25 protein-coding genes are annotated in these 19,232 nt (G+C 67.6%); 6 read left to right on the plus strand and 19 right to left on the minus strand.

The features are described 5' to 3' along the window. Positions 1 to 17: 17 nt before the first annotated feature. The 15 genes from ROA7023_RS12020 to fabF form a co-directional block, all read right to left on the minus strand. Positions 18 to 680: an RcGTA-type gene transfer agent tail tape measure protein gene (locus ROA7023_RS12020; protein WP_085879286.1), complete on the minus strand. Its 663-nt coding sequence runs from the start codon at positions 678 to 680 to the stop codon at positions 18 to 20. Beyond that, the gene (locus ROA7023_RS12025) at positions 673 to 882 is read right to left on the minus strand and encodes a rcc01693 family protein (RefSeq protein ID WP_085879287.1); all 210 of its coding nucleotides are present in this window, start codon (positions 880 to 882) and stop codon (positions 673 to 675) included. The genes ROA7023_RS12020 and ROA7023_RS12025 overlap by 8 nt, the downstream gene beginning before the upstream one ends. Then, positions 879 to 1,193, minus strand: coding sequence for a gene transfer agent family protein (locus ROA7023_RS12030; RefSeq protein WP_085879288.1), 315 nt, complete (start codon positions 1,191 to 1,193; stop codon positions 879 to 881). The genes ROA7023_RS12025 and ROA7023_RS12030 overlap by 4 nt, the downstream gene beginning before the upstream one ends. Beyond that, positions 1,193 to 1,606 (minus strand): phage major tail protein, TP901-1 family, encoded by a 414-nt coding sequence (locus ROA7023_RS12035; RefSeq protein ID WP_085879289.1) that lies wholly within the window; start codon positions 1,604 to 1,606, stop codon positions 1,193 to 1,195. The genes ROA7023_RS12030 and ROA7023_RS12035 overlap by 1 nt, the downstream gene beginning before the upstream one ends. A gap of 28 nt (positions 1,607 to 1,634) precedes the next feature. After that, positions 1,635 to 2,045, minus strand: coding sequence for a DUF3168 domain-containing protein (locus ROA7023_RS12040; RefSeq protein ID WP_085879290.1), 411 nt, complete (start codon positions 2,043 to 2,045; stop codon positions 1,635 to 1,637). After that, positions 2,042 to 2,380, minus strand: coding sequence for a head-tail adaptor protein (locus ROA7023_RS12045; RefSeq protein ID WP_085879291.1), 339 nt, complete (start codon positions 2,378 to 2,380; stop codon positions 2,042 to 2,044). Before ROA7023_RS12045 ends, ROA7023_RS12040 begins: the two co-directional genes overlap by 4 nt. Beyond that, the gene (locus tag ROA7023_RS12050) at positions 2,380 to 2,976 is read right to left on the minus strand and encodes a head-tail connector protein (protein WP_085879292.1); all 597 of its coding nucleotides are present in this window, start codon (positions 2,974 to 2,976) and stop codon (positions 2,380 to 2,382) included. Before ROA7023_RS12050 ends, ROA7023_RS12045 begins: the two co-directional genes overlap by 1 nt. Before the next feature lie 157 nt (positions 2,977 to 3,133). Continuing rightward, positions 3,134 to 4,363, minus strand: a complete 1,230-nt coding sequence (locus ROA7023_RS12055) for a phage major capsid protein (RefSeq protein WP_268807995.1) — start codon at positions 4,361 to 4,363, stop codon at positions 3,134 to 3,136. Further along, positions 4,347 to 4,904: an HK97 family phage prohead protease gene (locus ROA7023_RS12060; RefSeq protein WP_085879294.1), complete on the minus strand. Its 558-nt coding sequence runs from the start codon at positions 4,902 to 4,904 to the stop codon at positions 4,347 to 4,349. Before ROA7023_RS12060 ends, ROA7023_RS12055 begins: the two co-directional genes overlap by 17 nt. A 17-nt stretch (positions 4,905 to 4,921) precedes the next feature. Then, positions 4,922 to 5,119: a hypothetical protein gene (locus tag ROA7023_RS12065; RefSeq protein ID WP_085879295.1), complete on the minus strand. Its 198-nt coding sequence runs from the start codon at positions 5,117 to 5,119 to the stop codon at positions 4,922 to 4,924. Continuing rightward, positions 5,109 to 6,296 (minus strand): phage portal protein, encoded by a 1,188-nt coding sequence (locus ROA7023_RS12070; RefSeq protein ID WP_085879296.1) that lies wholly within the window; start codon positions 6,294 to 6,296, stop codon positions 5,109 to 5,111. The genes ROA7023_RS12065 and ROA7023_RS12070 overlap by 11 nt, the downstream gene beginning before the upstream one ends. A 187-nt stretch (positions 6,297 to 6,483) precedes the next feature. Then, positions 6,484 to 7,797: a DNA-packaging protein gene (locus tag ROA7023_RS12075; RefSeq protein ID WP_085879297.1), complete on the minus strand. Its 1,314-nt coding sequence runs from the start codon at positions 7,795 to 7,797 to the stop codon at positions 6,484 to 6,486. Beyond that, complete coding sequence (locus ROA7023_RS12080; RefSeq protein WP_085879298.1) at positions 7,766 to 8,110, minus strand: hypothetical protein; 345 nt, start codon at positions 8,108 to 8,110, stop codon at positions 7,766 to 7,768. The genes ROA7023_RS12075 and ROA7023_RS12080 overlap by 32 nt, the downstream gene beginning before the upstream one ends. Before the next feature lie 220 nt (positions 8,111 to 8,330). Next, positions 8,331 to 9,485 carry an endolytic transglycosylase MltG gene (gene mltG / locus ROA7023_RS12085; RefSeq protein ID WP_085879299.1) on the minus strand — a complete coding sequence of 385 codons (1,155 nt, stop codon included), beginning with the start codon at positions 9,483 to 9,485 and terminating at the stop codon, positions 8,331 to 8,333. A gap of 4 nt (positions 9,486 to 9,489) precedes the next feature. Further along, positions 9,490 to 10,746, minus strand: coding sequence for a beta-ketoacyl-ACP synthase II (fabF, locus tag ROA7023_RS12090; RefSeq protein ID WP_085879300.1), 1,257 nt, complete (start codon positions 10,744 to 10,746; stop codon positions 9,490 to 9,492). A gap of 160 nt (positions 10,747 to 10,906) precedes the next feature. On the opposite strand from fabF, the gene ROA7023_RS12095 reads away from it, so the two are divergent. Continuing rightward, positions 10,907 to 11,803 carry a PilZ domain-containing protein gene (locus tag ROA7023_RS12095; protein WP_085879301.1) on the plus strand — a complete coding sequence of 299 codons (897 nt, stop codon included), beginning with the start codon at positions 10,907 to 10,909 and terminating at the stop codon, positions 11,801 to 11,803. 157 nt (positions 11,804 to 11,960) lie between these two features. Here the strand turns inward: ROA7023_RS12095 and ROA7023_RS12100 are convergent, their stop codons facing one another. The 4 genes from ROA7023_RS12100 to ROA7023_RS12115 form a co-directional block, all read right to left on the minus strand. Beyond that, positions 11,961 to 12,194 (minus strand): acyl carrier protein, encoded by a 234-nt coding sequence (locus ROA7023_RS12100; RefSeq protein WP_085879302.1) that lies wholly within the window; start codon positions 12,192 to 12,194, stop codon positions 11,961 to 11,963. Positions 12,195 to 12,379: 185 nt separating this feature from the next. Further along, positions 12,380 to 13,117: a 3-oxoacyl-[acyl-carrier-protein] reductase gene (fabG, locus tag ROA7023_RS12105; RefSeq protein ID WP_085879303.1), complete on the minus strand. Its 738-nt coding sequence runs from the start codon at positions 13,115 to 13,117 to the stop codon at positions 12,380 to 12,382. Positions 13,118 to 13,201: 84 nt separating this feature from the next. Beyond that, positions 13,202 to 14,140 carry an ACP S-malonyltransferase gene (gene fabD / locus ROA7023_RS12110; protein ID WP_085879304.1) on the minus strand — a complete coding sequence of 313 codons (939 nt, stop codon included), beginning with the start codon at positions 14,138 to 14,140 and terminating at the stop codon, positions 13,202 to 13,204. An 80-nt stretch (positions 14,141 to 14,220) separates the two neighbouring features. Further along, a complete protein-coding gene (locus ROA7023_RS12115) occupies positions 14,221 to 14,826 on the minus strand; it encodes a hypothetical protein (protein WP_085879305.1) in 606 nt (201 codons plus the stop codon). 241 nt (positions 14,827 to 15,067) lie between these two features. Here ROA7023_RS12115 and rpsF point away from each other — a divergent pair, with 241 nt between their 5' ends. From rpsF to ROA7023_RS12140, 5 genes are all read left to right on the plus strand, one after another. Further along, complete coding sequence (rpsF, locus tag ROA7023_RS12120; protein ID WP_085879306.1) at positions 15,068 to 15,424, plus strand: 30S ribosomal protein S6; 357 nt, start codon at positions 15,068 to 15,070, stop codon at positions 15,422 to 15,424. Between the two features lie 26 nt (positions 15,425 to 15,450). Further along, positions 15,451 to 15,678, plus strand: coding sequence for a 30S ribosomal protein S18 (rpsR, locus tag ROA7023_RS12125; protein ID WP_085879307.1), 228 nt, complete (start codon positions 15,451 to 15,453; stop codon positions 15,676 to 15,678). 12 nt (positions 15,679 to 15,690) lie between these two features. Then, the gene (gene rplI / locus ROA7023_RS12130; protein ID WP_085879308.1) at positions 15,691 to 16,323 is read left to right on the plus strand and encodes a 50S ribosomal protein L9; all 633 of its coding nucleotides are present in this window, start codon (positions 15,691 to 15,693) and stop codon (positions 16,321 to 16,323) included. Positions 16,324 to 16,628: 305 nt separating this feature from the next. Further along, positions 16,629 to 18,584 (plus strand): bifunctional 2',3'-cyclic-nucleotide 2'-phosphodiesterase/3'-nucleotidase, encoded by a 1,956-nt coding sequence (locus tag ROA7023_RS12135; protein WP_085879309.1) that lies wholly within the window; start codon positions 16,629 to 16,631, stop codon positions 18,582 to 18,584. Between the two features lie 169 nt (positions 18,585 to 18,753). Next, positions 18,754 to 19,179: an ester cyclase gene (locus ROA7023_RS12140; RefSeq protein WP_085879310.1), complete on the plus strand. Its 426-nt coding sequence runs from the start codon at positions 18,754 to 18,756 to the stop codon at positions 19,177 to 19,179. Positions 19,180 to 19,232 lie beyond the last annotated feature (53 nt).

The raw sequence follows: 19,232 nt of genomic DNA on the forward strand, positions 1-19,232 counted from the left end.
GGGATAGCCTCCGGGGATTAACGGTTGCGCTGGCCGCGGGCGATGGCCCGGCCAAGCTGAGCGGCGATCTGGCCGCGGCTTTTCTCGAAACCCCGCGCGTCGGGGGTCGAGATGTGCATGGTCACGTTGACCGGCGCCCCGCCGCCGCCCGCGCGGACGCCAAGCTTGCCGTCGGGGCCGCGCGACAGGGGCATGATCGCCTCCGGTCCCGCCTCGCCCATCAGGCCGGTGCCGCCGCGCATCGGAAAGGTGGTCGGGCCCGAAACGACGCCGCCGGTGGCGAAGGGCATGACCCGGCCCTGAGCAAAGCTGCCGCCCTTCTCGAACGGCATCATGCCGGACACCAGCGCGTTGACCCCGTTCGACAGCAACCCGCCCATGTGATCCGCCACCGGCGAGATCGCCGCCGAATAGGCGGTGTCGGCCATCGAGCGGGCCAGCGACGAGAACGTGTCCGACAGGGTCTTGCCGTCGAAGACCAGCCCCTCGAAGGCCCGCCGCAGCCCGCTGGAAAAGCCGCGCTCCACGTTGCCCAGGTCGCGCACGACGCTGCCCAGCGTGCCCTGGGTGCGCGACAGCTGATCGGTGAAGGCCGCCGTCAGCGCGCCGGTGCGGCCGAGCGTGTCGCCCAGGGCATCGACCTCGGCGTCCAGCTCTTCGAAATCGCGTTCGTCAGTCATCTCTGCGTCCTTTCGGGTCGTCGGGATATGCCGCGGCCAGCTCTTCGAGCCGGGCCCGGGCCATCGGGGCCGCACCGGTCTGGTCGGCCCCGAGCATCAGCAGAAGCTCCGCCGGGGTCAGCGCCCAGAATTCCGCCGGGCGCAGGCCAAGGCCGCGGATCCCCGCGCGCATCAGCGCGGGCCAGTCGAACCGCGGGCTCATGAGGGCAGGCTGAAGGACCGGGCCAGCAGGGTGGCCGCGGCGCGGGCCGCTTCCACCGGACCGCCCTCGATGTCGGCGGTCAGCAGTTCGTCGGCCGTCACACGCCACCCCCCGCCGCGCAGGCCCGCGACGATCAGCGCCATCACCTCGCGCGAGGAGAAGGCCCCGCGCTCGAACCGCTCCACGAGGCCGACGAGCGTGTCGGCCTCCAGCTGCGCCTCAAGCTCGGCCAGCGCCCCGAGGGTGAGCTTCATCACCCGCGGAGTGCCGTCGACCGTGACCGAGACCTCGCCTGCGAAGGGATTGGCCATCAGATGTCCGCCGTGAAGACCAGCGTGCCGGCCGAGGCCAGCGACAGCTCGAACGTGGCCTCGCCATCATAGGTGCCCGCGTATTCGATCGAGGTCACCAGGAACGGCCCCTCGACCACGCCGAAATCGGGGATCACCACCTGGAAATCCGGGGTCTCGCCGGCGAAGAAGATCTGGCGCACGCGCTCGTCCGTGGCCGCGTCCTTGAACACGCCGGAGCCCGAGATGCCTGCGGACTTCACACCCGCGCCGGCCAGAAGCTCGCGCCAGCCGCCGGATTCGAGGCTGGTGACGTCGATGGATTCGGCGTTGAAGTTCAGGCGGCTGGCGCGCAGGCCCGCCGCGGTTTCAAATTGACCGTCGCCGGTCATGTCGATCTTGACCAAAAGGTCCTTGCCGTTCTGGGCCGCCATGAGATGCGCCTCCTGAAGAGTTGTGAATTCAGTCGTCTTCGACCCGCGCGTGAAACACGAGGTCGATCTGCCGGATGTCGTTGCGCCCGGTTTTCGCCGCCCTGGCCCGGTGAAAGGCCAGCGAGACAAGCCGCCCGCGGGCGAGCGTGAGGTCAGCGCCCGACAGGGTGTCGGACACCGCGCCCGCCGCCGCCTTTGCCCGGGCAAAGCCCTGGGCGGTCGAGATCACCGAAACGGTGAAGGCGTGCCGCGCCCCCCGCCCGGTCACGTCGGAGCGGTCGCGGACCGTCTCGGGGCCGAGCACCACATAGAGGTCGGGCGCCTCGCCGGGCGGAACCGCGTCGTAGATCGCGTCGCCCGCAAGGGCTGCGAGGGCGACGTCAACGGTCAGCGCGGTGTAGACCGCGCCCTGCAGGGCGACGGAAACGCCATAGGTCATCGCACGAACTCCTCTTCGGCATGGCAGACGAGGTATTGCGCCCAGCGGTCGCTCTCGCCCACGGCGAGAATCCGGTAGAGCCGCGCCCCCTCGCGCAGCCGCTGGCCCGCCTTGGGACGCGAGGCCGCGCCATGGGGGGCCGCGCGCGTGGTGATCTTCAGGCGCAGCCGCGACATGGCCGCGCCGGGCCCCTTGGTCTCGGCCCCGGTGCGGGCGTCGATCTCGGCCCAGAGCTGACCGAGGGGCACCCAGGTGACGGCAAAGCCCCCCGCGCCGTCCGGGCTGCGGTCGGGCGCTTCAAGCACCAGCTTGCGGTTCAGGATCGGACGGACCATCAGCGGCCTCCTCCGAACAGGCGCACGGTGCGGTAGCGCTCGATCAGCGCGTTGACGCTGTAGGGCAGCGCGCCGCCCGAAAGACCCGCCTCGTGGCGGTAATCGTAGTAATGCGCGGCCAGCATCATCACCGCCTGCGCGAGATCCGCCGGCAGGTCCGACCATTCCGGCCCGAACCCGGCGATAAAGCGCATCTGCACGAAGCCGCCCGCAGGGATCGACGGCAGGCAGCCGTGCGTGGCCCGGATCCGCGGCCGCTGCATGTCGGGCGCCAACTGGATGTCGGCCAGATCGGCGCCGGTCTCCTGCCCGCCGCGATCCACGATCGCGAAGTCCTCCATCGCGCTCACCGGGGCGACAGGCAGGGTCTGGGCGGTCTGGTCGCGCCAGAACGTCACGCTCCAGGAAAACGACCGCTCGATCAGGATCTTGCCGGTGCGCGCCTCGATCGCGGCCATCGCGGCGCGAAGATAGCTTTCGAGCACCGCATCCTGCAGGTCGTCCTCGCCAAAGCCGGTGCCAAGGCGCAAATGGTCTTTGAATTCCGCGACCGGAAGTGCGCTCTGAGGCACCGTGGTCTCTTCGATCAGCATCATGAAAACACTCCGATTTCCGGTCGTCCTATCCATCCGGACCGGACGCGCCTCCCCTTGCCGCTCGGACGGATGAGAGCAGCTAGACGACAAGGGTGCAGGCGGCGCGCCCGGCCTGACACGGCCCCCCTGACAGGGGCCATGTCCCGTGACCCGGCCGTTAGGCCGAGAATTGCAGAAGCTTGATCGCGGCGAAGTCGCTCACGCCGCCGCCCACGCGCTTGGTCGCGTAGAACAGCACGTGCGGCTTGGCCGAGAACGGGTCACGCAGAACGCGCAGGTCGGGGCGCTCGGCGATGGTGTAGCCCGCGCCGAAGTCGCCGAAGGCGATGGGCGTGGTGCCGGTGCCGATGTCGGGCATGTCCTCGGCGATCAGCGTCGGATAGCCCAGCAGGCGCGCCGGCTCGGAGGACGAGAACCCGTCGGACCACAGGAAGCGGCCATCGGCGTCCTTGAGCTTGCGCACGGCCGCGGCGGTGCGCGAGTTCAGCACGAAGGTGCCGTTGCCGCGGTATTCGGCCGACAGAGCATAGACCAGGTCGATCAGCGCGTCGCCGGGCGAGATGGCGTCGAAATCACCGTCGGTGCCGGTCTTCACGATGCCGATGTTGCCCCAGCTCCAGGCGTTGTTCGCGACGGTCGGGTAATCCATGATCCCGCGCGGCTTCTCGGCGCCGTCGCCGTTGATGCAGGCGTCGGCCTCGGCCCGGGCGAACTTGGCGGCGATACGCTCGGCCAGCCACATGTCGACGTCGAAGGCGCTGTCGTCGAGCAGGCGCTGCGAGGCCTTCGGCATCGCGTTCAGCTCGAACAGCGGGATCGAGATGCGGTCGATCTGCGGCGAGCCGGTCTCGCTGACGGCCGCGGATTCGCTGCCCCAGCCCGCGCCGGCCTCGGCGTGGTCGATCAGAACGTCGAACGAGGTCGCGTTGACCTGGACCACGTTGGCGACGGCCCGCAGCGAGGCAGTCGAGGACAGGACGCTCGCGATCGTGTCGGAGGTCTGCGGGTCGACCAGGTAGCCGCCGTCGGAATTGACGGCTGTGGACAGGCCCTTGCCCTCGAGCTGGAGGCCACGCAGGGCGTCGTCGTCGCCCGAACGCAGGTAGGCCTCGAACGCCTTCTGGTGCGGGGCTTCGGTTTCGGCGGACGACGACAGGGCGGGACGCCCGGCCATCAGGGATTTGCGGTCAAGCTTGGTCATACGGTCTTCCTGCTGTTGAAGCTTTTGATGAATGTCGTCGGAAAAGGTCTTGAAATCGCTCATGAAGCCCGTCACGGCGGACTTCAGCTCCTCTGCCGGAGACAGACCTTCCCCGGCCCGAGCCTTGGTCTCGGTCTTGCTCATACTCGTGGTCCTTTCGGTCCTTGGCTCAGTTGTCGCCGGCACAGGTCCTGGCCAGCAGGCCGCGGGCGTCACCAAACGCCGCCGCCAGATCGCGCATCAGGGCTGTCTCGGGGTCGTCCCCCTTGGCATCCACACGCGCCTCGGGAAGCATCGGGAAGGTCACAAGCGACACTTCCCAAAGCTCCAGCTCTGACAAGAGCCTGCGGCCCTTGTCGTTTTTCTGCGCCTTCACCGTGCGATAGCCGATGGAGAGGCCGTCGATGGCCCCGGCGGAAATCAGTGCCGCGGCCTCGCGGCCCTTGGCGATGTCGGTCAGCAGGCGGCCCTTGACCCACAGGCCCCGGCCGTCCTCGCGGACCTCGTCCCAGACGCCGATCGGCTGGGAGGGGTCGTGCTGCCACAGCATCTTGACCCTTGCGCCCTTCGCGCTCAGCGATTTCAGCGAGTTGCCGTAGGCCCCCGCGATCACCGTGTCGCCGCCCTGGTCGGCGAGGCCGAAGAGCGAGGCGTAGCCCTCGATCACGTGCCCGTCCTTGACGCTGACCTCACCGCCGATACGGCAGAACTTATGTTCCAAATCCATGGCTTGTCTCTCTTTCTTCATGCGCCGAACAGGGCGCGAAGCCCCTCGATCACGAGGATGGCGCCGGCGGCATAGACGAGCAGCCAGATCTGGCGCTCCAACCGTTCGATCATGGTGTCGATCTTGGTCAGCCGCAGGTCGACCTGGGCGAACCAGAAATCGGTGACAGGCGCGGGGCCACGACGGGTTTCCAGCTTGACGACTTCAGGTTTCATCACCGGTCTCCATCGCGGGCAGCCCCAGCAGCCGGCGCTTTTCGCCCGCCGTCAGGAACGTGGCCTCGCCGACCCGCCGCCATTGCGCATCGCGCTCCGCCGAGAGGGCGGCGATCTGGTCGAGATCGGGCGACAAGGTAATGGCATCATTGGTGAAATCCGACAGCCAGTCAGAGATCGCCCCGGTCACGCGGGTCGTCAGCGGCAGCACCGTCAGCCGGTAGAAGGCGCGGTTGGCCTCCTGGTAATTGGCGTAGGTCGCGTCTCCGGGGATGCCCAGCATCATCGGCGGGATGCCGAAGGCGGTGGCGATCTCGCGGGCGGCGGCTTCCTTGGTCTTCTGGAACTCCATGTCCGAGGGCGAGAAGCCCATCGGTTTCCAGTCCAGCCCGCCCTCCAGCAACATCGGCCGGCCCGCGTTGCGCGCCCCCTGGTGCTGGGTCTCCATCTCGGTCAACAGGCGGTCGTATTGATCCGCCGACAGCTGCGACTGGCCGTCAACCCCGCGGTAGACGATCGCGCCGGAGGGGCGGGCCGCGTTGTCCAGCAGGGCCTTCGACCAGCTCGACGCCGAATTGTGCACGTCGATCGCTGTGGCGGCGGCCTGCATCGGCGAAAAGCCGTAGTGGTCGTCCTGCGGGTGGAAGCTCTTGATATGGCAGACGGGCGACGGCCCTTCGCCCACGTGGAACCGGTGCTTGCGGCCCGACACGTTGTATTCATAGCCCACCGGCCAGCCATCGGCGCCGGGGATCAGCGACATCCGGTCCGAGCGCAGCACGTGCAGCTCCACCGGCAGCTCGCCGTCGCCCACGGCCTCGAGATAGCCGTTGCCGGTCAGCAGGATCTGGCCGAAGAGCGCCTCGAACAGCTCCGCCCGGCCCTGCGCGCCGTTCGGGCGCTGGATCAGCGACAGGATCGGGTGGCTGTCATAGCGGGCGGTGCGGTCCTGGCACACGACCGGGACGGCGGCGGCGGCTTCGGCGATCATCTTGACCGCGCGAAAGCCGACCGGGTTGCCCGAGAACCCGGTCTTTGTCAGCGACACCACGTCCCGCGGGCTCCAGGCCACGCGGCCGCTGGTGTGCATCGCAATGACCGGCCCGGTGGCCGAGGCCTTTGTCTCGGCGGGGGCCGGGCCTTGGGCCTCGGCCGTCCGTTTCAGGAAGTCGAACATTCACATCTCCTCGGGCCGCAGATTTTGTCGCGTCTCGGAGGGCAGTTTCCTATTTGGGAGTTAAGATGCCCCCGCAGCATCGCGCGGTGGGTGTTGCATGGGCTGCGGGCGGCCGGCGGGGCGTGTGCGGCGCGGGCCCGCCGCCAGAACCGAAAACGGCCCCGGAGTGTCTCCGGGGCCGTCCTCTTCACAGAAAGCGCATCTTGGGCGCGCGGTAAGTTCGCGCCGGGTCGATCATCAGATCGGTCAGCGCCCAGACCAACGCATCCACCCTGTCGGGGGAGCCCTGCCCCTGGTAGCCGGTCATCGACATCAGGCCCATCTGGTCCTCCAGCTTGCCCAGGTCGCCCACATGCGCCACCCGCCCCTGTTCATAGAGCGCGGCCACCGGCTCTGCCCGCGCCACCTTCCCGCGCGAGGCGGTGCGGCGGCTGAAGGGCGCCAGCGGGTCGATCTGGCGGATGACGTTCTCCACCAGGTCGCCGCCCTGGTTGACCTCGGCCACGATCCGGTCGGCGCCGTGCCGTTCGCAGGCGGCGACGGCGGCCCGCGCCCAATCGGCGGGCGAGCTTGCCTTGAGGCTCGCATCCTCAAGCACCCAGGCCCGCCAATCCTCCGGCCCGCCCCGGGTCACCGCGCCCACCACGACGATGCCGCATTCGTCCGACCCGGTGTTCGAGGTCACGGAAGGGTCGACCGCCACGACGATCCGGTCGAAGGCCTCGGGCGCCGTATCCCGGCAGCCCTCGAGCATCTCCAGCGGCCAGAGGGCCCCCTCCACCTCCGTCAGAAAGAGCCCGTCGAGCTCTTGCCGGCCGAGGCCGGAGCCCGCGTATTTCGCCCGCACCTCCGTCAGAAAGGACGCGGCGAGGTTGGCGGCGTTGGCCTCGGTCGGGGCGTGGGTCATGACCGTGCTGTCGCGCTCCAGCAGCTCCTTCAGGGTCGAACAGGACCGCGGGGTGGTGGTGACGCAGACCTTTGGGTCGTCCCCCAGGCGCAGGGCGAATTGCAGCATGTCCCAGGCCTTGTCCGCCTTCTTCCACTTGGCCAGCTCATCCACCCAGGCCGCGTCGAACTGCGGCCCGCGCAGCGCCTCGGGATCGAAGGCCGAGAACAGCCGCGCCTCCGCCCCGTTGGGCCAGCGCAGGAGGTTGCGGCCCGCGATCCAGTCGGGTCGGCGGTCGGGCGGGCAGCAGGCGAGGATGCCGCTGTCGCCCATCACCATGACTTCGCGCGCCTGATCAATGGTCTCTCCCACCAGTGCCACGCGCCGGGCGCGGCCCTTGTCCTCGGGCCGGGCTCCTTCGACCTGTGCGCGGACCCATTCGGAGCCCGCCCGGGTCTTGCCCGCGCCCCGGCCGCCCAGGATGACCCAGGACCGCCAGTCGCCCGGGGGCGGGAGTTGATGGTCCAACGCCCAGAACTCGAACAACCAAGGCAGGGCGCAGATCTCGGTCTCTGGCAGGCCCTCAAGCAGGGTCGCCAGCGTCGCGGGTGGCATGGATGCGAGCAAGTCTGCGGGCGATCTCTTCACGGGCGGCGTCGAGGTCGAGGGCACCTGCTGCGAGGGTGCCGGCGTGTTTTGCATGCCAATCAAGGTATTTCCTTTCAATATCGTCAGCCCGGCGCAAGGCGGTTTCCAGCTCTGCGGCCTTCAATGGCATTTCCTTAACGGCGCGCACGTCTCCGTCGATCGCGCGCTCCAGGAGATCTGTCAGGGTGTTTACAAGGCTGCTCAGGATCAGCCGGCTGCGCCGGATGAGGGCCTGAAACTCCCTTGTCTGGTCGAGAATATCCGTTTCAAAATCAGTCATGAATGCCCCAAGTCTCTGAAATAGATGGACCATCCGAAAAAAGCGGGCACAAAAAAATCGGCCTCGGGACGATGTCCCGGGCCGATTGCCCACTTTTCCTAGCGTAGGGAAGTGATACAGGTTCACGGGCGATCTGTCAAGCAAAAACGCAACCGAAGGTTGTTAACCTTCGTTACGCTCCCGCTGACAGGTCGTTTACCATTCGGATATTCTTGAGGAACTACTGGGTTTGCTGCTGCGCTTCGATCTCGCGCCAGCGGGCCACGTTGCGGTTGTGCTCGTCGAGGGTGACCGCAAAGGCGTGACCGCCGGTGCCATCGGCCACGAAGAACACGTAGTCGGTCGAATCGGGGTTGAGCGTGGCGCGGATACTTGCCCGGCCCGGATTGGCGATCGGGGTGGGCGGCAGACCGTCGATCACATAGGTGTTCCACGCCGTCTCGCGCCGCAGCTCGTCCTGCGTCAGCCCGCGGCCCAGGACCCGGCGGCCCTCGGTCACGCCGTAGATCACCGTCGGGTCGGTCTGCAGCCGCATCCCCTGCTCCAGCCGGTTGATGAACACGCTGGCCACCTGCCCTCGCTCTTCGGGCAGCGCGGTTTCCTTTTCGACAATCGAGGCCATGACAAGCGCCTCGTAAGGCGTCTCGTAGGGCAGTCCCTCGGCCCGCGCGGCCCATTCCTCGGCCAGCACGCTCTCTTGCCGGCTGCGCATCTCGCCCAGCACGTCCGCCACGGTATCTCCGGGCCGGAAGGCATAGCTGTCGGGCGCGAGATAGCCTTCCTCCGGGATCTCTTCCACGTCCTGCTCAAGCGTGTCGAGCCCGTTCAGCGCCTGCACGATCTGCCACGAGGTCACGCCCTCGGCCAGAGACACCCGGTAGCGGGTGTCGGGCTGCTGCTTGACCTCGACATAGGGGGCGGGCGGCTCCTCGCTGGTTGGATCGAAACGCACCAGCTCGACATAGGCGCCGGTTGCGGGGTCAAGCTCGCGCACCTCGACCCGCTGGGTGTTCACGCCGACACGGTAGACGATCTCGGTGCCGCAGGTGCTGGCGGCGCTGACCGTCACCAGGTCGAGGATCTCGGCCATCGAGGCGCCCTCGTCCACAAGGTAGCTGCCGGCCTTCAGGTCGTCGGCCTTGTCGGAATACTGCGCCCCCGCGCGGAACAGCGTGGGCGAGGTGACGGCGCCCTGGGTGCCCAGCGTCTCGCTCACTTCCCAAAGGTTGGTGCCCGGGTCGACCTGCAGGCAGATCGCCGCGGTCAGCGGTCCGGGCGCCGTGAACCGGCCCTGCCCCCACAGGATCACGCCCGCAGCAAGAAAGGTTGCCACGATCAGGAACGTCATGGCGTTGCTGGCGATGCTCCGCCACATGGGCTCAGACCTTTCCGAAGATCACGCTGGCATTGGTGCCGCCGAACCCGAAGGAATTGGACAGGGCGTGGTCGATCCTGCGCTCGCGCTTGGCGTTGGGGGCAAGGTCCACCGGGCTCTCCACCGCGGGGTTGTCCAGGTTGATGGTCGGCGGCGCGACCTGGTCGCGGATCGCGAGGATCGAGAAGATCGCCTCGATCGCGCCCGCGGCCCCCAGCAGGTGCCCGGTCATCGACTTGGTCGACGACATCGTCACCTTGTCCGCCGCATCCCCCATCAGCCGCTCGACCGCGCCAAGCTCGATCGTGTCGGCCATGGTCGAGGTGCCATGGGCATTGATGTAGTCGATGTCCGCCGGCACCAGCCCCGCATCCTCCAGCGCCATCCGCATGGACCGTTCGCCCCCCTCGCCATCCTCGGACGGCGCGGTGATGTGATAGGCGTCGCCCGAAAGGCCGTAGCCCTTGACCTCGGCATAGATCTTCGCGCCGCGGGCCTTGGCGTGCTCGTATTCCTCCAGCACGACCATGCCCGCGCCTTCGCCCATGACAAAGCCGTCGCGGTCGGCGTCATAGGGCCGGCTGGCGGCTTTCGGGTCGTCCGGCCGCTTGGTCGACAGCGCCTTGCAGGCGTTGAACCCAGCGATCCCGATCTCGCAGATCGTGGCCTCGGCCCCGCCCGCGACCATCACATCCGCCCGGCCCGCCTTGATCAGCTGTGCGGCGTCGCCGATGGCATGGGCGCCGGTGGAACAGGCGGTGACGACCGCATGGTTCGGCCCCTTGAAGCCGTAGCGGATGGCGATCTGCCCCGAGATCAGGTTGATCAGCGCCCCCGGCACGAAGAACGGCGAGACCCTGCGCGGCCCCTTTTCCTTCATCATCACGGCGGTGTTGGCGATGGAATTCAGCCCGCCGATACCCGATCCGGCCAGCACGCCGGTGCGCTCCAGGCTGCGGGCATCGGTCGGCGCCCAGCCGGAATCCGTCACCGCCTGCACGGCCGCGGCCATGGCGAAGACGATGAACTGATCGACCTTGCGCTGTTCCTTCGGCTCCATGTAGCGGTCGGCGTTGAACGTCCCGTCCGTCCCGTCGCCCAGCGGCACCTCGCAGGCGTAGGTCGTGGCGAAGCCCTCCGGATCGAAACGGGTGATGCGGCCGGCACCGGACTGGCCGGCGAGAATGCGGCGCCAGGTTTCCTCGACGCCATCGGCAAGCGGGGTCACGAGCCCCAGCCCTGTCACAACAACTCGCCGCATGATCCACCCCCATCCGTTGTGTGTGGTTTTCGCCGACCTGATAGCGCCTGTGCCCAAGCAGGGGCAAGAGCAACCGCGCCGAAGCCGCAAGCGGCGATTTACCTCCGCTTAACCCGAGCGCGCCATAGTGTGCAAACCCTCAGCGGTATCGGACGGTGACATGCTTCAAAGAATCGGGCTCTGTCATCTCGTCATCACCTTGTTGTGGGCAACCAGTGTTGGCGCAGATACATGCGAGCTGCGCGATCGGGTGCTGCGTCCCGCCGCAGCGCATAGCGCCGTGCTCAGCCTTGTGCAGAATGGGGAACCCCACAAGAACGGCGGCGCCCTCGCCTGGCTCCTGCGTGAACGCGCCGCCGCGATACAGCTGGATTTCGCCGAGGCTGTCTCGGGCACTGCCCTCGAACCGGATGAACAGCGGCTCAAAAGCTTCCTGCGATCGACCTTCGAGCTCGAGCGCGTCGACCTCAGCGAGTCGACGATCATGCGGCGGCAATACCTGGTCCGGACGGGCGGGGACGACGGCGCGAGCTACATCCGCGGCCTGATGGAAGGGTTCGATTGCACGACGGGGACCTACGAAGAGGATCACCCAGGCGGCGCGGGGTCCGATGCCGCCGCGGCCTCCGCGACGGCGGCCGTCGATTCCGTTCATGCGCTCGGCATCGCCCTGCTGGTGCTGGCACTGCTGTGGATAATGCAATGGCTGTCCGGCAGAGGTGAGGCGTTGCACCGGCGCTACCTTACCTCAATCCCCGCCTCGCTCCGTGTGAGGGAGACGGTCGTGCCCACCCAGATCAACAACATCAGCCGAATGGGCGCCCAGGTATCCGTGCCGCGCGATATCGAGCTGGTGGTCGACGGCACGGTCGAGCTCTTGACCGGCGACAGCACGATCCGCTCCCGCGTCGCCTGGTGCAATTCGCACAACGCCGGCCTCGCCTTTGCTCAAAGGGTGCCGGAAAACCTCTTCCGGACGCTGACGGGACATACCATGTCCCAGCGCCCGGTGCAGACCCACAGGCCGCGGCGCAACGTCCCGAGCCGCCAGAGCTGAGGGTCGCGCCTGCGGCGGACGACACGGACCAGATACATCCCGCAAAAATCACGGTGGCCCGAATAAGCCGCCGAATAGACCGGAGCCGGAAAAAAGAAGCGGCGCCCGAATTGGGCGCCGCTCCTCCAACCGGAAATAAACCGGGAATTCCGCGATCCTACTGAGCTTCGGAGATGAATTTCACCGCATCGCCGAAGGTCTGGATCGTCTCGGCGGCATCATCGGGAATCTCGATGCCGAATTCCTCTTCGAACGCCATGACAAGCTCGACGGTGTCCAGGGAATCCGCGCCGAGGTCGTCGATAAAGGAAGCGTTTTCGGTAACCTTGTCCTCTTCCACGCCCAGGTGCTCTACAACGATCTTGCGCACTCGGTCAGCGACGTCGCTCATGTCCAGTCCTCACATCTTCGGGCCTTGGCCCATCTTGGCATATCTGCCCGAAAGCGGGCATCGATTGTCGCCCATCTCCGGGCGCCGAATACCGGGGCGACCTGCGCTCCCCGGCTCGATTGCGCCGCCTATAGCAGAGATTCCCGCCTAGGCAAACGCTTTCAACTCCCTGCAGGACAGGGGTTTCAGACCATGGCCATCCCACCGTTCACGTGCAGGACGGTCCCGGTCACATAAGCAGCCTCGGGCGAGGAAAGATAGAGCACGGCCGCCGCGATCTCGTCCGGCGTGCCCATCCGGCCCATGGGAATCTGCGCCAGCGTGCCGGTTTTCTGATCGTCGGTCAGCTTGCCCGTCATCGCCGTCTCGATAAAGCCCGGCGCCACGCAGTTCACGGTGATACCGCGGGTCGCCACCTCATAGGCGATGGCCTTCGACATGCCGACCATACCGGCCTTGGCGGCGGCATAATTCGCCTGTCCCGGGTTGCCCACTGCTCCCACGATCGAGGAAATGTTGACGATCCGGCCCCAACGCGCCTTCATCATCCCCCGGACAGAGCCCTTGCAGAGCCGCATGGTCGAGGTGAGGTTCACGTCCAGCACGCTGGCCCAATCCTCCTCGGACATGCGCATGAAGAGCTGGTCGCGGGTGATCCCGGCGTTGTTGACCAGGATGTCGAGCGCCCCCATCGCCTCGGCGGCCCGCCTGGGCAGGGCGTCGACGGCGGCGTGGTCGCTCAGGTCGCAGGGCAGCACATGGGCCCGCTCGCCGAGCTCCTCGGCCAGCGCCTCGAGCGGCGCGACCCGGGTGCCCGACAGGCCGACCGTCGCGCCCGCGCTGTGCAGGGTGCGCGCGATGGCGCTGCCCAGCCCACCGGAGGCGCCCGTCACCAGCGCGGATTTTCCTGTCAGATCGAACATCGGCCACTCCTGTCGTATCGCATTTCCGCCTGCTATCCCAAGCCGGCGCCCGGGCGCAATGGCCGCGCCATGGCGCAGCGGGGCTCAGACCAGCAGGCTCTCGGCCGCCGATTTCACCTCGTCCGGCTGGCCCAGCGTGCGCGTGGCCAACCCCCGGTCGATCCGCCGCGCCATGCCCGACAGCGCCTTGCCGGCCCCGATCTCCCACAGGTCGGTCACGCCCTGGCCGGCCATCCAGGCCACGCTTTCGCGCCAGCGGACCGCCCCGGTGATCTGACGCACGAGAAGCTCGCGAATCATGGCCGGTTCGGACTGGGCCTCGGCCGTCACGTTCGCCACCACCGGCACGACCGGCACCTTGATATCGACCCCGCCCAGTGCCTCTGCCATGACCTCGGCGGCCGGCTGCATGAGGGCCGAGTGGAACGGCGCCGACACCGGCAGCATCACCGCCCGCTTGGCGCCGTGCGCCTTGGCGATCTCCAGCGCCCGTTCCACCGCCGCGATGTGGCCCGAGACGACAACCTGGCCCGGATCGTTGTCGTTGGCGGCCTGGCAGACCTCGCCCTGCGCCGCCTCTTCGGCCACCGCCGTGGCGGTCTCGAAATCCAGGCCGAGCAGCGCCGCCATGCCGCCCTGCCCCACGGGCACCGCGTCCTGCATCGCCCGGCCGCGGATGCGCAAAAGCCGGGCCGCATCGGCCAGGGACAACGCACCGGCGGCACAAAGTGCCGAATATTCGCCAAGCGAATGGCCCGCGACAAAGGCCGCGGCCTCGGGCTGCACGCCCTCGACCGCCAGCGCCGCCATCACCGCCATCGAGGTCGCCATCAGTGCGGGCTGGGCATTGACCGTCAACGTCAGCGCGTCCTGATCCCCCTCCCATATCAGGGTGGAGAGGTTCTCCCCCAGCGCCGCATCGACTTCATCGAACACGGCCTGCGCCGCGGGATAGGCCTCGGCCAGGGCCTTGCCCATCCCGATTGACTGGGCGCCCTGGCCCGGAAAGACGAATGCGCGCATGGTTCCCCCGACTGGTGATCTTTCTCACCGATTACCCCGCGGCGCGGTCGATCACAACATTCCCGGCGGGATCGCTCGCCCTACGCAGCGCCCCGGGGCGCCAGACGGGTGGTCAGATCCCCGCCGATCCGGTCGCGCAGGCGCTCCAGCTCGGCGACCGGGCCCACGGCCGCCGGGATCGTGCGGGCGCTGTTGCCATAGCGAAGCAGAAGCCGCGCAGCGCCCCGCCCGGAGGTAGCGCGGTCCAGGTGGACCCCGCCGATCTCGTGGAACCCGTAGCGCCCCGCAAGCCGCGGCCGTCCGCCACGGCTGCGCCGGACCTCGCGGATCTCGGACAGTTTCAGGTCCACCTGAAGCTCGCAGACGCTCCCGCGGGTGGTCAGCCAGAACAGGATGCAGGCAAAGCCGCCGATCAGCCCGGCTGCCCCGGCCCGCCCCGCCACCGGGTCGATCGCCAAGGCCTCGGCGGGCAACAGCCAGACCGCCGCCGCGAAAAGCGCGGCGCCCAGCCCGCCCAACCAGCTGACGGTCTGCGCGGCCAGCGCCACATGGGCCGTCCAGCCGTCGCAGCGCACGACGTAGCCCCAGTAGGTTTCGTCCAGATCCACCCGCGCGGACGGCCGCGCCCCGCGGCGCGGCCGCGCCGCGGGGGCGGCGGATCCGCCGAAGGAAAAGGTCTTTATCATGGGCCCGGATCCCGTTCTGCTGACGTGGTCAAAGAGGAATTAACCTTAACCTGCCCCGCGAACCGGGCAGAATGCGGGCAATTGCGGGGAAATGCCCGGGCGAGCTTGCCCCGCGCCGCCCGATCTGTATAAAGTGCCATCCTTCCGCGGACGATTTTGACCCGCGCAGCCTCTCGTGGACAGGGAGCGGAAGGTCCAGACCCTGTCCTATGAAATGCGCTTGAACAGAAACGGAGTGCACATGCCCTTCTACGAGCATGTCTTTATCGCGCGTCAGGATCTTTCCAACGCGCAGGCCGAGGGCCTTGTCGAACATTTCTCCCAGGTGCTGACCGACAACGACGGCAAGGTCGTCGACAGCGAATACTGGGGCGTCAAGACGATGGCCTACAAGATCAACAAGAACCGCAAGGGCCATTACGCTTTCCTGCGGACCGATGCGCCGGCCTCCGCCGTGCAGGAGATGGAGCGCCTGATGCGCCTCCACGACGACGTCATGCGGGTCATGACGATCAAGGTGGACGCCCACGAGGAAGGCCCCTCCGTGCAGATGCAAAAGCGTGACGAGCGGCCCGACCGCCGCCGCGACCGCAACTGAACCGGATCAGGAAAGGATACCAAGACATGGCCGCAAAACCATTTTTCCGCCGTCGCAAGTCCGATCCGTTCGAGGGCGACAACGCCCCCGCGATCGACTACAAGGACACCCGCACGCTGCAGCGCTACATCTCCGAGCGCGGCAAGATCGTGCCGTCCCGCATCACCGCAGTGGGTTCCAAGAACCAGCGCAAGCTCGCCAAGGCGATCAAGCGCGCCCGGTTCCTCGCCCTTCTGCCCTATGCCGTGAAGTAAGGAGCAACTCCCATGGACGTTATCCTTCTCGAACGTGTGGCCAAGCTCGGCCAGATGGGCGAAGTCGTCTCCGTCAAGGAGGGCTATGCCCGCAATTTCCTCCTGCCCCAGGGCAAGGCCCTGCGCGCCAACGAGTCCAACAAGGCGCGGTTCGAAGCCGAAAAAGCCCAGCTCGAGGCGCAGAATCTCGAAACCCGGGCCGAGGCGGTCAAGATGGCCGATACCCTCGACGGCCAGACCTTCGTCGTGATTCGCTCCGCCTCCGACGGCGGCGCGCTCTACGGCTCGGTCTCGACCCGTGACGCCGCCGATGCCGCAGGCGAGGCCGGCTTCACGATCGACCGCAAGCAGGTCGCGCTCACCGCGCCGATCAAGTACCTCGGCCTGCACGACGTGACCGTGAACCTCCACCCCGAGGTCACCGCCACGATCGCGCTCAACGTGGCCCGCTCGACAGAAGAGGCGGAGCTTCAGGCACAGGGCAAGTCGATCCAGGACCTCGCCGCCGAGGAAGAAGCCGCCGCGGAATTCGAAATCCAGGAGCTCTTCGACGACATCGGCTCCGCCGGTTTCGACGACGACGAGGACCCGCGCGGCCCCGCCACCGACGACTCGGCCGAGCCGATCACCGACGGCGAATCCTGACCGCGCAACGCGCAACGGACCACGAGGTCACGACACGGGCCGCCCTTCGCCGGGCGGCCCGTTTTCATGTGCAGCCTCGCCCGACGGCCCCTCATGCACGCCGCGCCATCCCCTTCATCTTGGCCGAAAAACTCCGGGGAGCGCGAGGGGCTGGCCCCTCGCTCCGCCCCGGCCACAGGTGCGTGCGCCGGACAAGGCGGCGCCAGCCCCGAACTCTTTGCTTTGCCGCGCGGCCCGAAGGCTGCAATCTGTCCCACATGGAGGTGGCGTAACGACGCCCCCGGACCCAGCCAAAAGGTGACGCCATGCCCCTGACCCTCTCCCGCCGCGGCTTTCTCGCCGGATCCGCCGGCTTCATCGCGCTCCATCCCTTCTCGGCCGCCGCCCAGGCCGGCCAGGCGCACCTGCGCCTGATGGAAACCACCGACATCCACGTCCATGTCTGGCCCTACGATTACTACGCCGACCGCCCGGTCGACACGCTCGGCCTCTCGCGGACCGCCTCGATCATCGACGCGGTCCGCGCCGAAAGCACCAATTCCCTGCTGCTCGACAACGGCGACTTCCTGCAGGGCAACCCGATGGGCGACTACATCGCCTACGAGCGCGGTATGGCCGAGGGCGACATCCACCCGGTGATCACCGCCCTCAACACCCTGGGCTTTGATGCCGGCACGCTGGGCAACCACGAATTCAACTACGGCCTCGACTTCCTGATGAAATCCCTGGCTGGCGCCGGCTTCCCCATGGTCTGCGCCAATGTCGCCAAATCCCTCGGCGCCACCCCGCGCGAGGACGACACCCTGCTGCCGCCCTACGTCATTCTCGACCGCGAGATCACCGACGGCGCGGGCGAGACCGCGCCGATCCGGATCGGGATCATCGGCTTCGTGCCGCCGCAGATCATGAACTGGGACCGCAAGCATCTCGAGGGCAACGTCCAGGCCCGCGACATCGTCGCCACCGCCGCGGCCTATGTGCCGCAAATGAAGGAAGAGGGCTGCGACATCATCATCGCGCTGTCGCATTCCGGCATCGGCGCGGCCGACGCCAGCGACGGCATGGAGAATGCGAGCGTGCCACTGGCCGCGGTCGAGGGCATCGACGCGATCTTTACCGGCCACTCGCATCTGGTCTTCCCCTCTTCCACCTATGCCGATTTCCCCGGGGTCGATGCCGAGGCCGGCACGATCATGGGCAAGCCCGGCGTGATGGGCGGGTTCTGGGGCAGCCACTTGGGCCTGATCGACCTGATGCTGGAGCGGGACGGCGCCGGCTGGCGCATCGCCTCGCACATGTCCGAGGCCCGGCCGATCTCGCGCCGCGAGGAGGACCGCTCGATCACCGCGCTGGTCGAGGATTACCAGCCCGTGCTCGACGCCACGCAAGAGGATCACGACGCCACGCTCGCCTATGTCCGCCGCGCCGTGGGCCAGACCGACGCGCCGCTGCATTCCTACTTCGCGCTGGTGGCCGACGATCCGTCGGTCCAGATCGTCTCGAACGCCCAGACCTGGTATATCGAGCAGATGATGGTCGGCACCGAGTACGAGGGCCTGCCGATCCTCTCGGCCGCCGCCCCCTTCAAGGCCGGCGGACGCGGCGGGCCGGAATATTACACGGACGTCCCCGTGGGCGCCGTGGCGATCAAGAACGTGGCCGACCTCTATCTCTATCCCAACACCGTCCGCGCGGTGTCGGTGACAGGCGCCCAGGTGCGCGAATGGCTCGAACGCTCGGCCGGCATGTTCAACCGGGTCGAGGAAGGGGCGGTCGACGCGCCGCTGCTGAACCCCGACTTCCCGTCCTACAATTTCGACGTGATCGACGGGGTGACATACCAGATCGACCTGACCCAGGCATCGCGCTACAACAACGACGGAGAGGTCGTGGCCCCGGAAGCCCACCGCATCACCGACCTGCGCCATGACGGCGCACCGATCGACGACGACGCGGAATTCATCGTGGCCACAAACAATTACCGGGCCTCGGGAGGCGGCCATTTCCCCGGCACCGGCGACACGATCATCTTCGAGGGGCCCGACACCAACCGCGACGTCATCGTGCGCTATATTGTCGATCAGGGCACAGTAAGCCCCCGCGCCGATGCCAATTGGTCGTTCCGATCCATGAACGGCACCACGGTCCTGTTCGAGACCGGCCCCGCCGGCGCCCAATATGCCAAGGACATCGAGGGCATGACGATAGAGCCTGCGGGCAACACCGACGCGGGCTTCGCGATTTTCCGGATCACGCTCTAGCGCCGTTCCCTCGGGGGGCGTCCACGCGGGCGGCCCCTTGTCGGCCGGCGAGCGTCGCGGCGACGCCAGAGCCCAGCCGGACCCGAACCAAACCGGCGCCACGCGGGCGAATCCGCCAGGATGACGACCGCCCGGACCCTTGCCTGCCTGCTCACAAAGGACCCATGCCATGCATCCCACCGAAAAGGTCGTCCGCCAGTTTCACGAATCCTGGGACATGCGCGATCCCGACCGCGGGGCGGAAGTGATCGCCGACGATTGCGCCTTCGAGGATATCGCCCGCGGCGAGAAGCTTCCGGGCAAGGACGCCTACAAGGCCGATTATCATCGCTGGCGCGAGGCCTTCCCGGACGGGCTGTGCAAGGTCGAGAATGTCATCGTCAGCCTCGACGGCGAATGGGCCACGGTCGAATTCCGCAATTCCGGCACCCATACCGGGGTTCTGAGATCCAGCCTCGGAGACTTCCCCCCGACCGGCAAGAAGGCCGAAGTCCGCTATTGTTCGGTGATGCGTGTCAGGGACGGCATGGTCGTCGAAGGCCGGGATTACTACGACAGCGCCACGATCGCGCGACAGTTGGGATTGGTCGACTGACCGACCGGGCCACCGCGCCTTTCCGCGCAAGTGGCGATGTCGGTCCGACAGCA

The sequence above is a fragment of the Roseisalinus antarcticus genome, assembly GCF_900172355.1.
In the GTDB taxonomy this organism is placed as follows: domain Bacteria; phylum Pseudomonadota; class Alphaproteobacteria; order Rhodobacterales; family Rhodobacteraceae; genus Oceanicola; species Oceanicola antarcticus_A.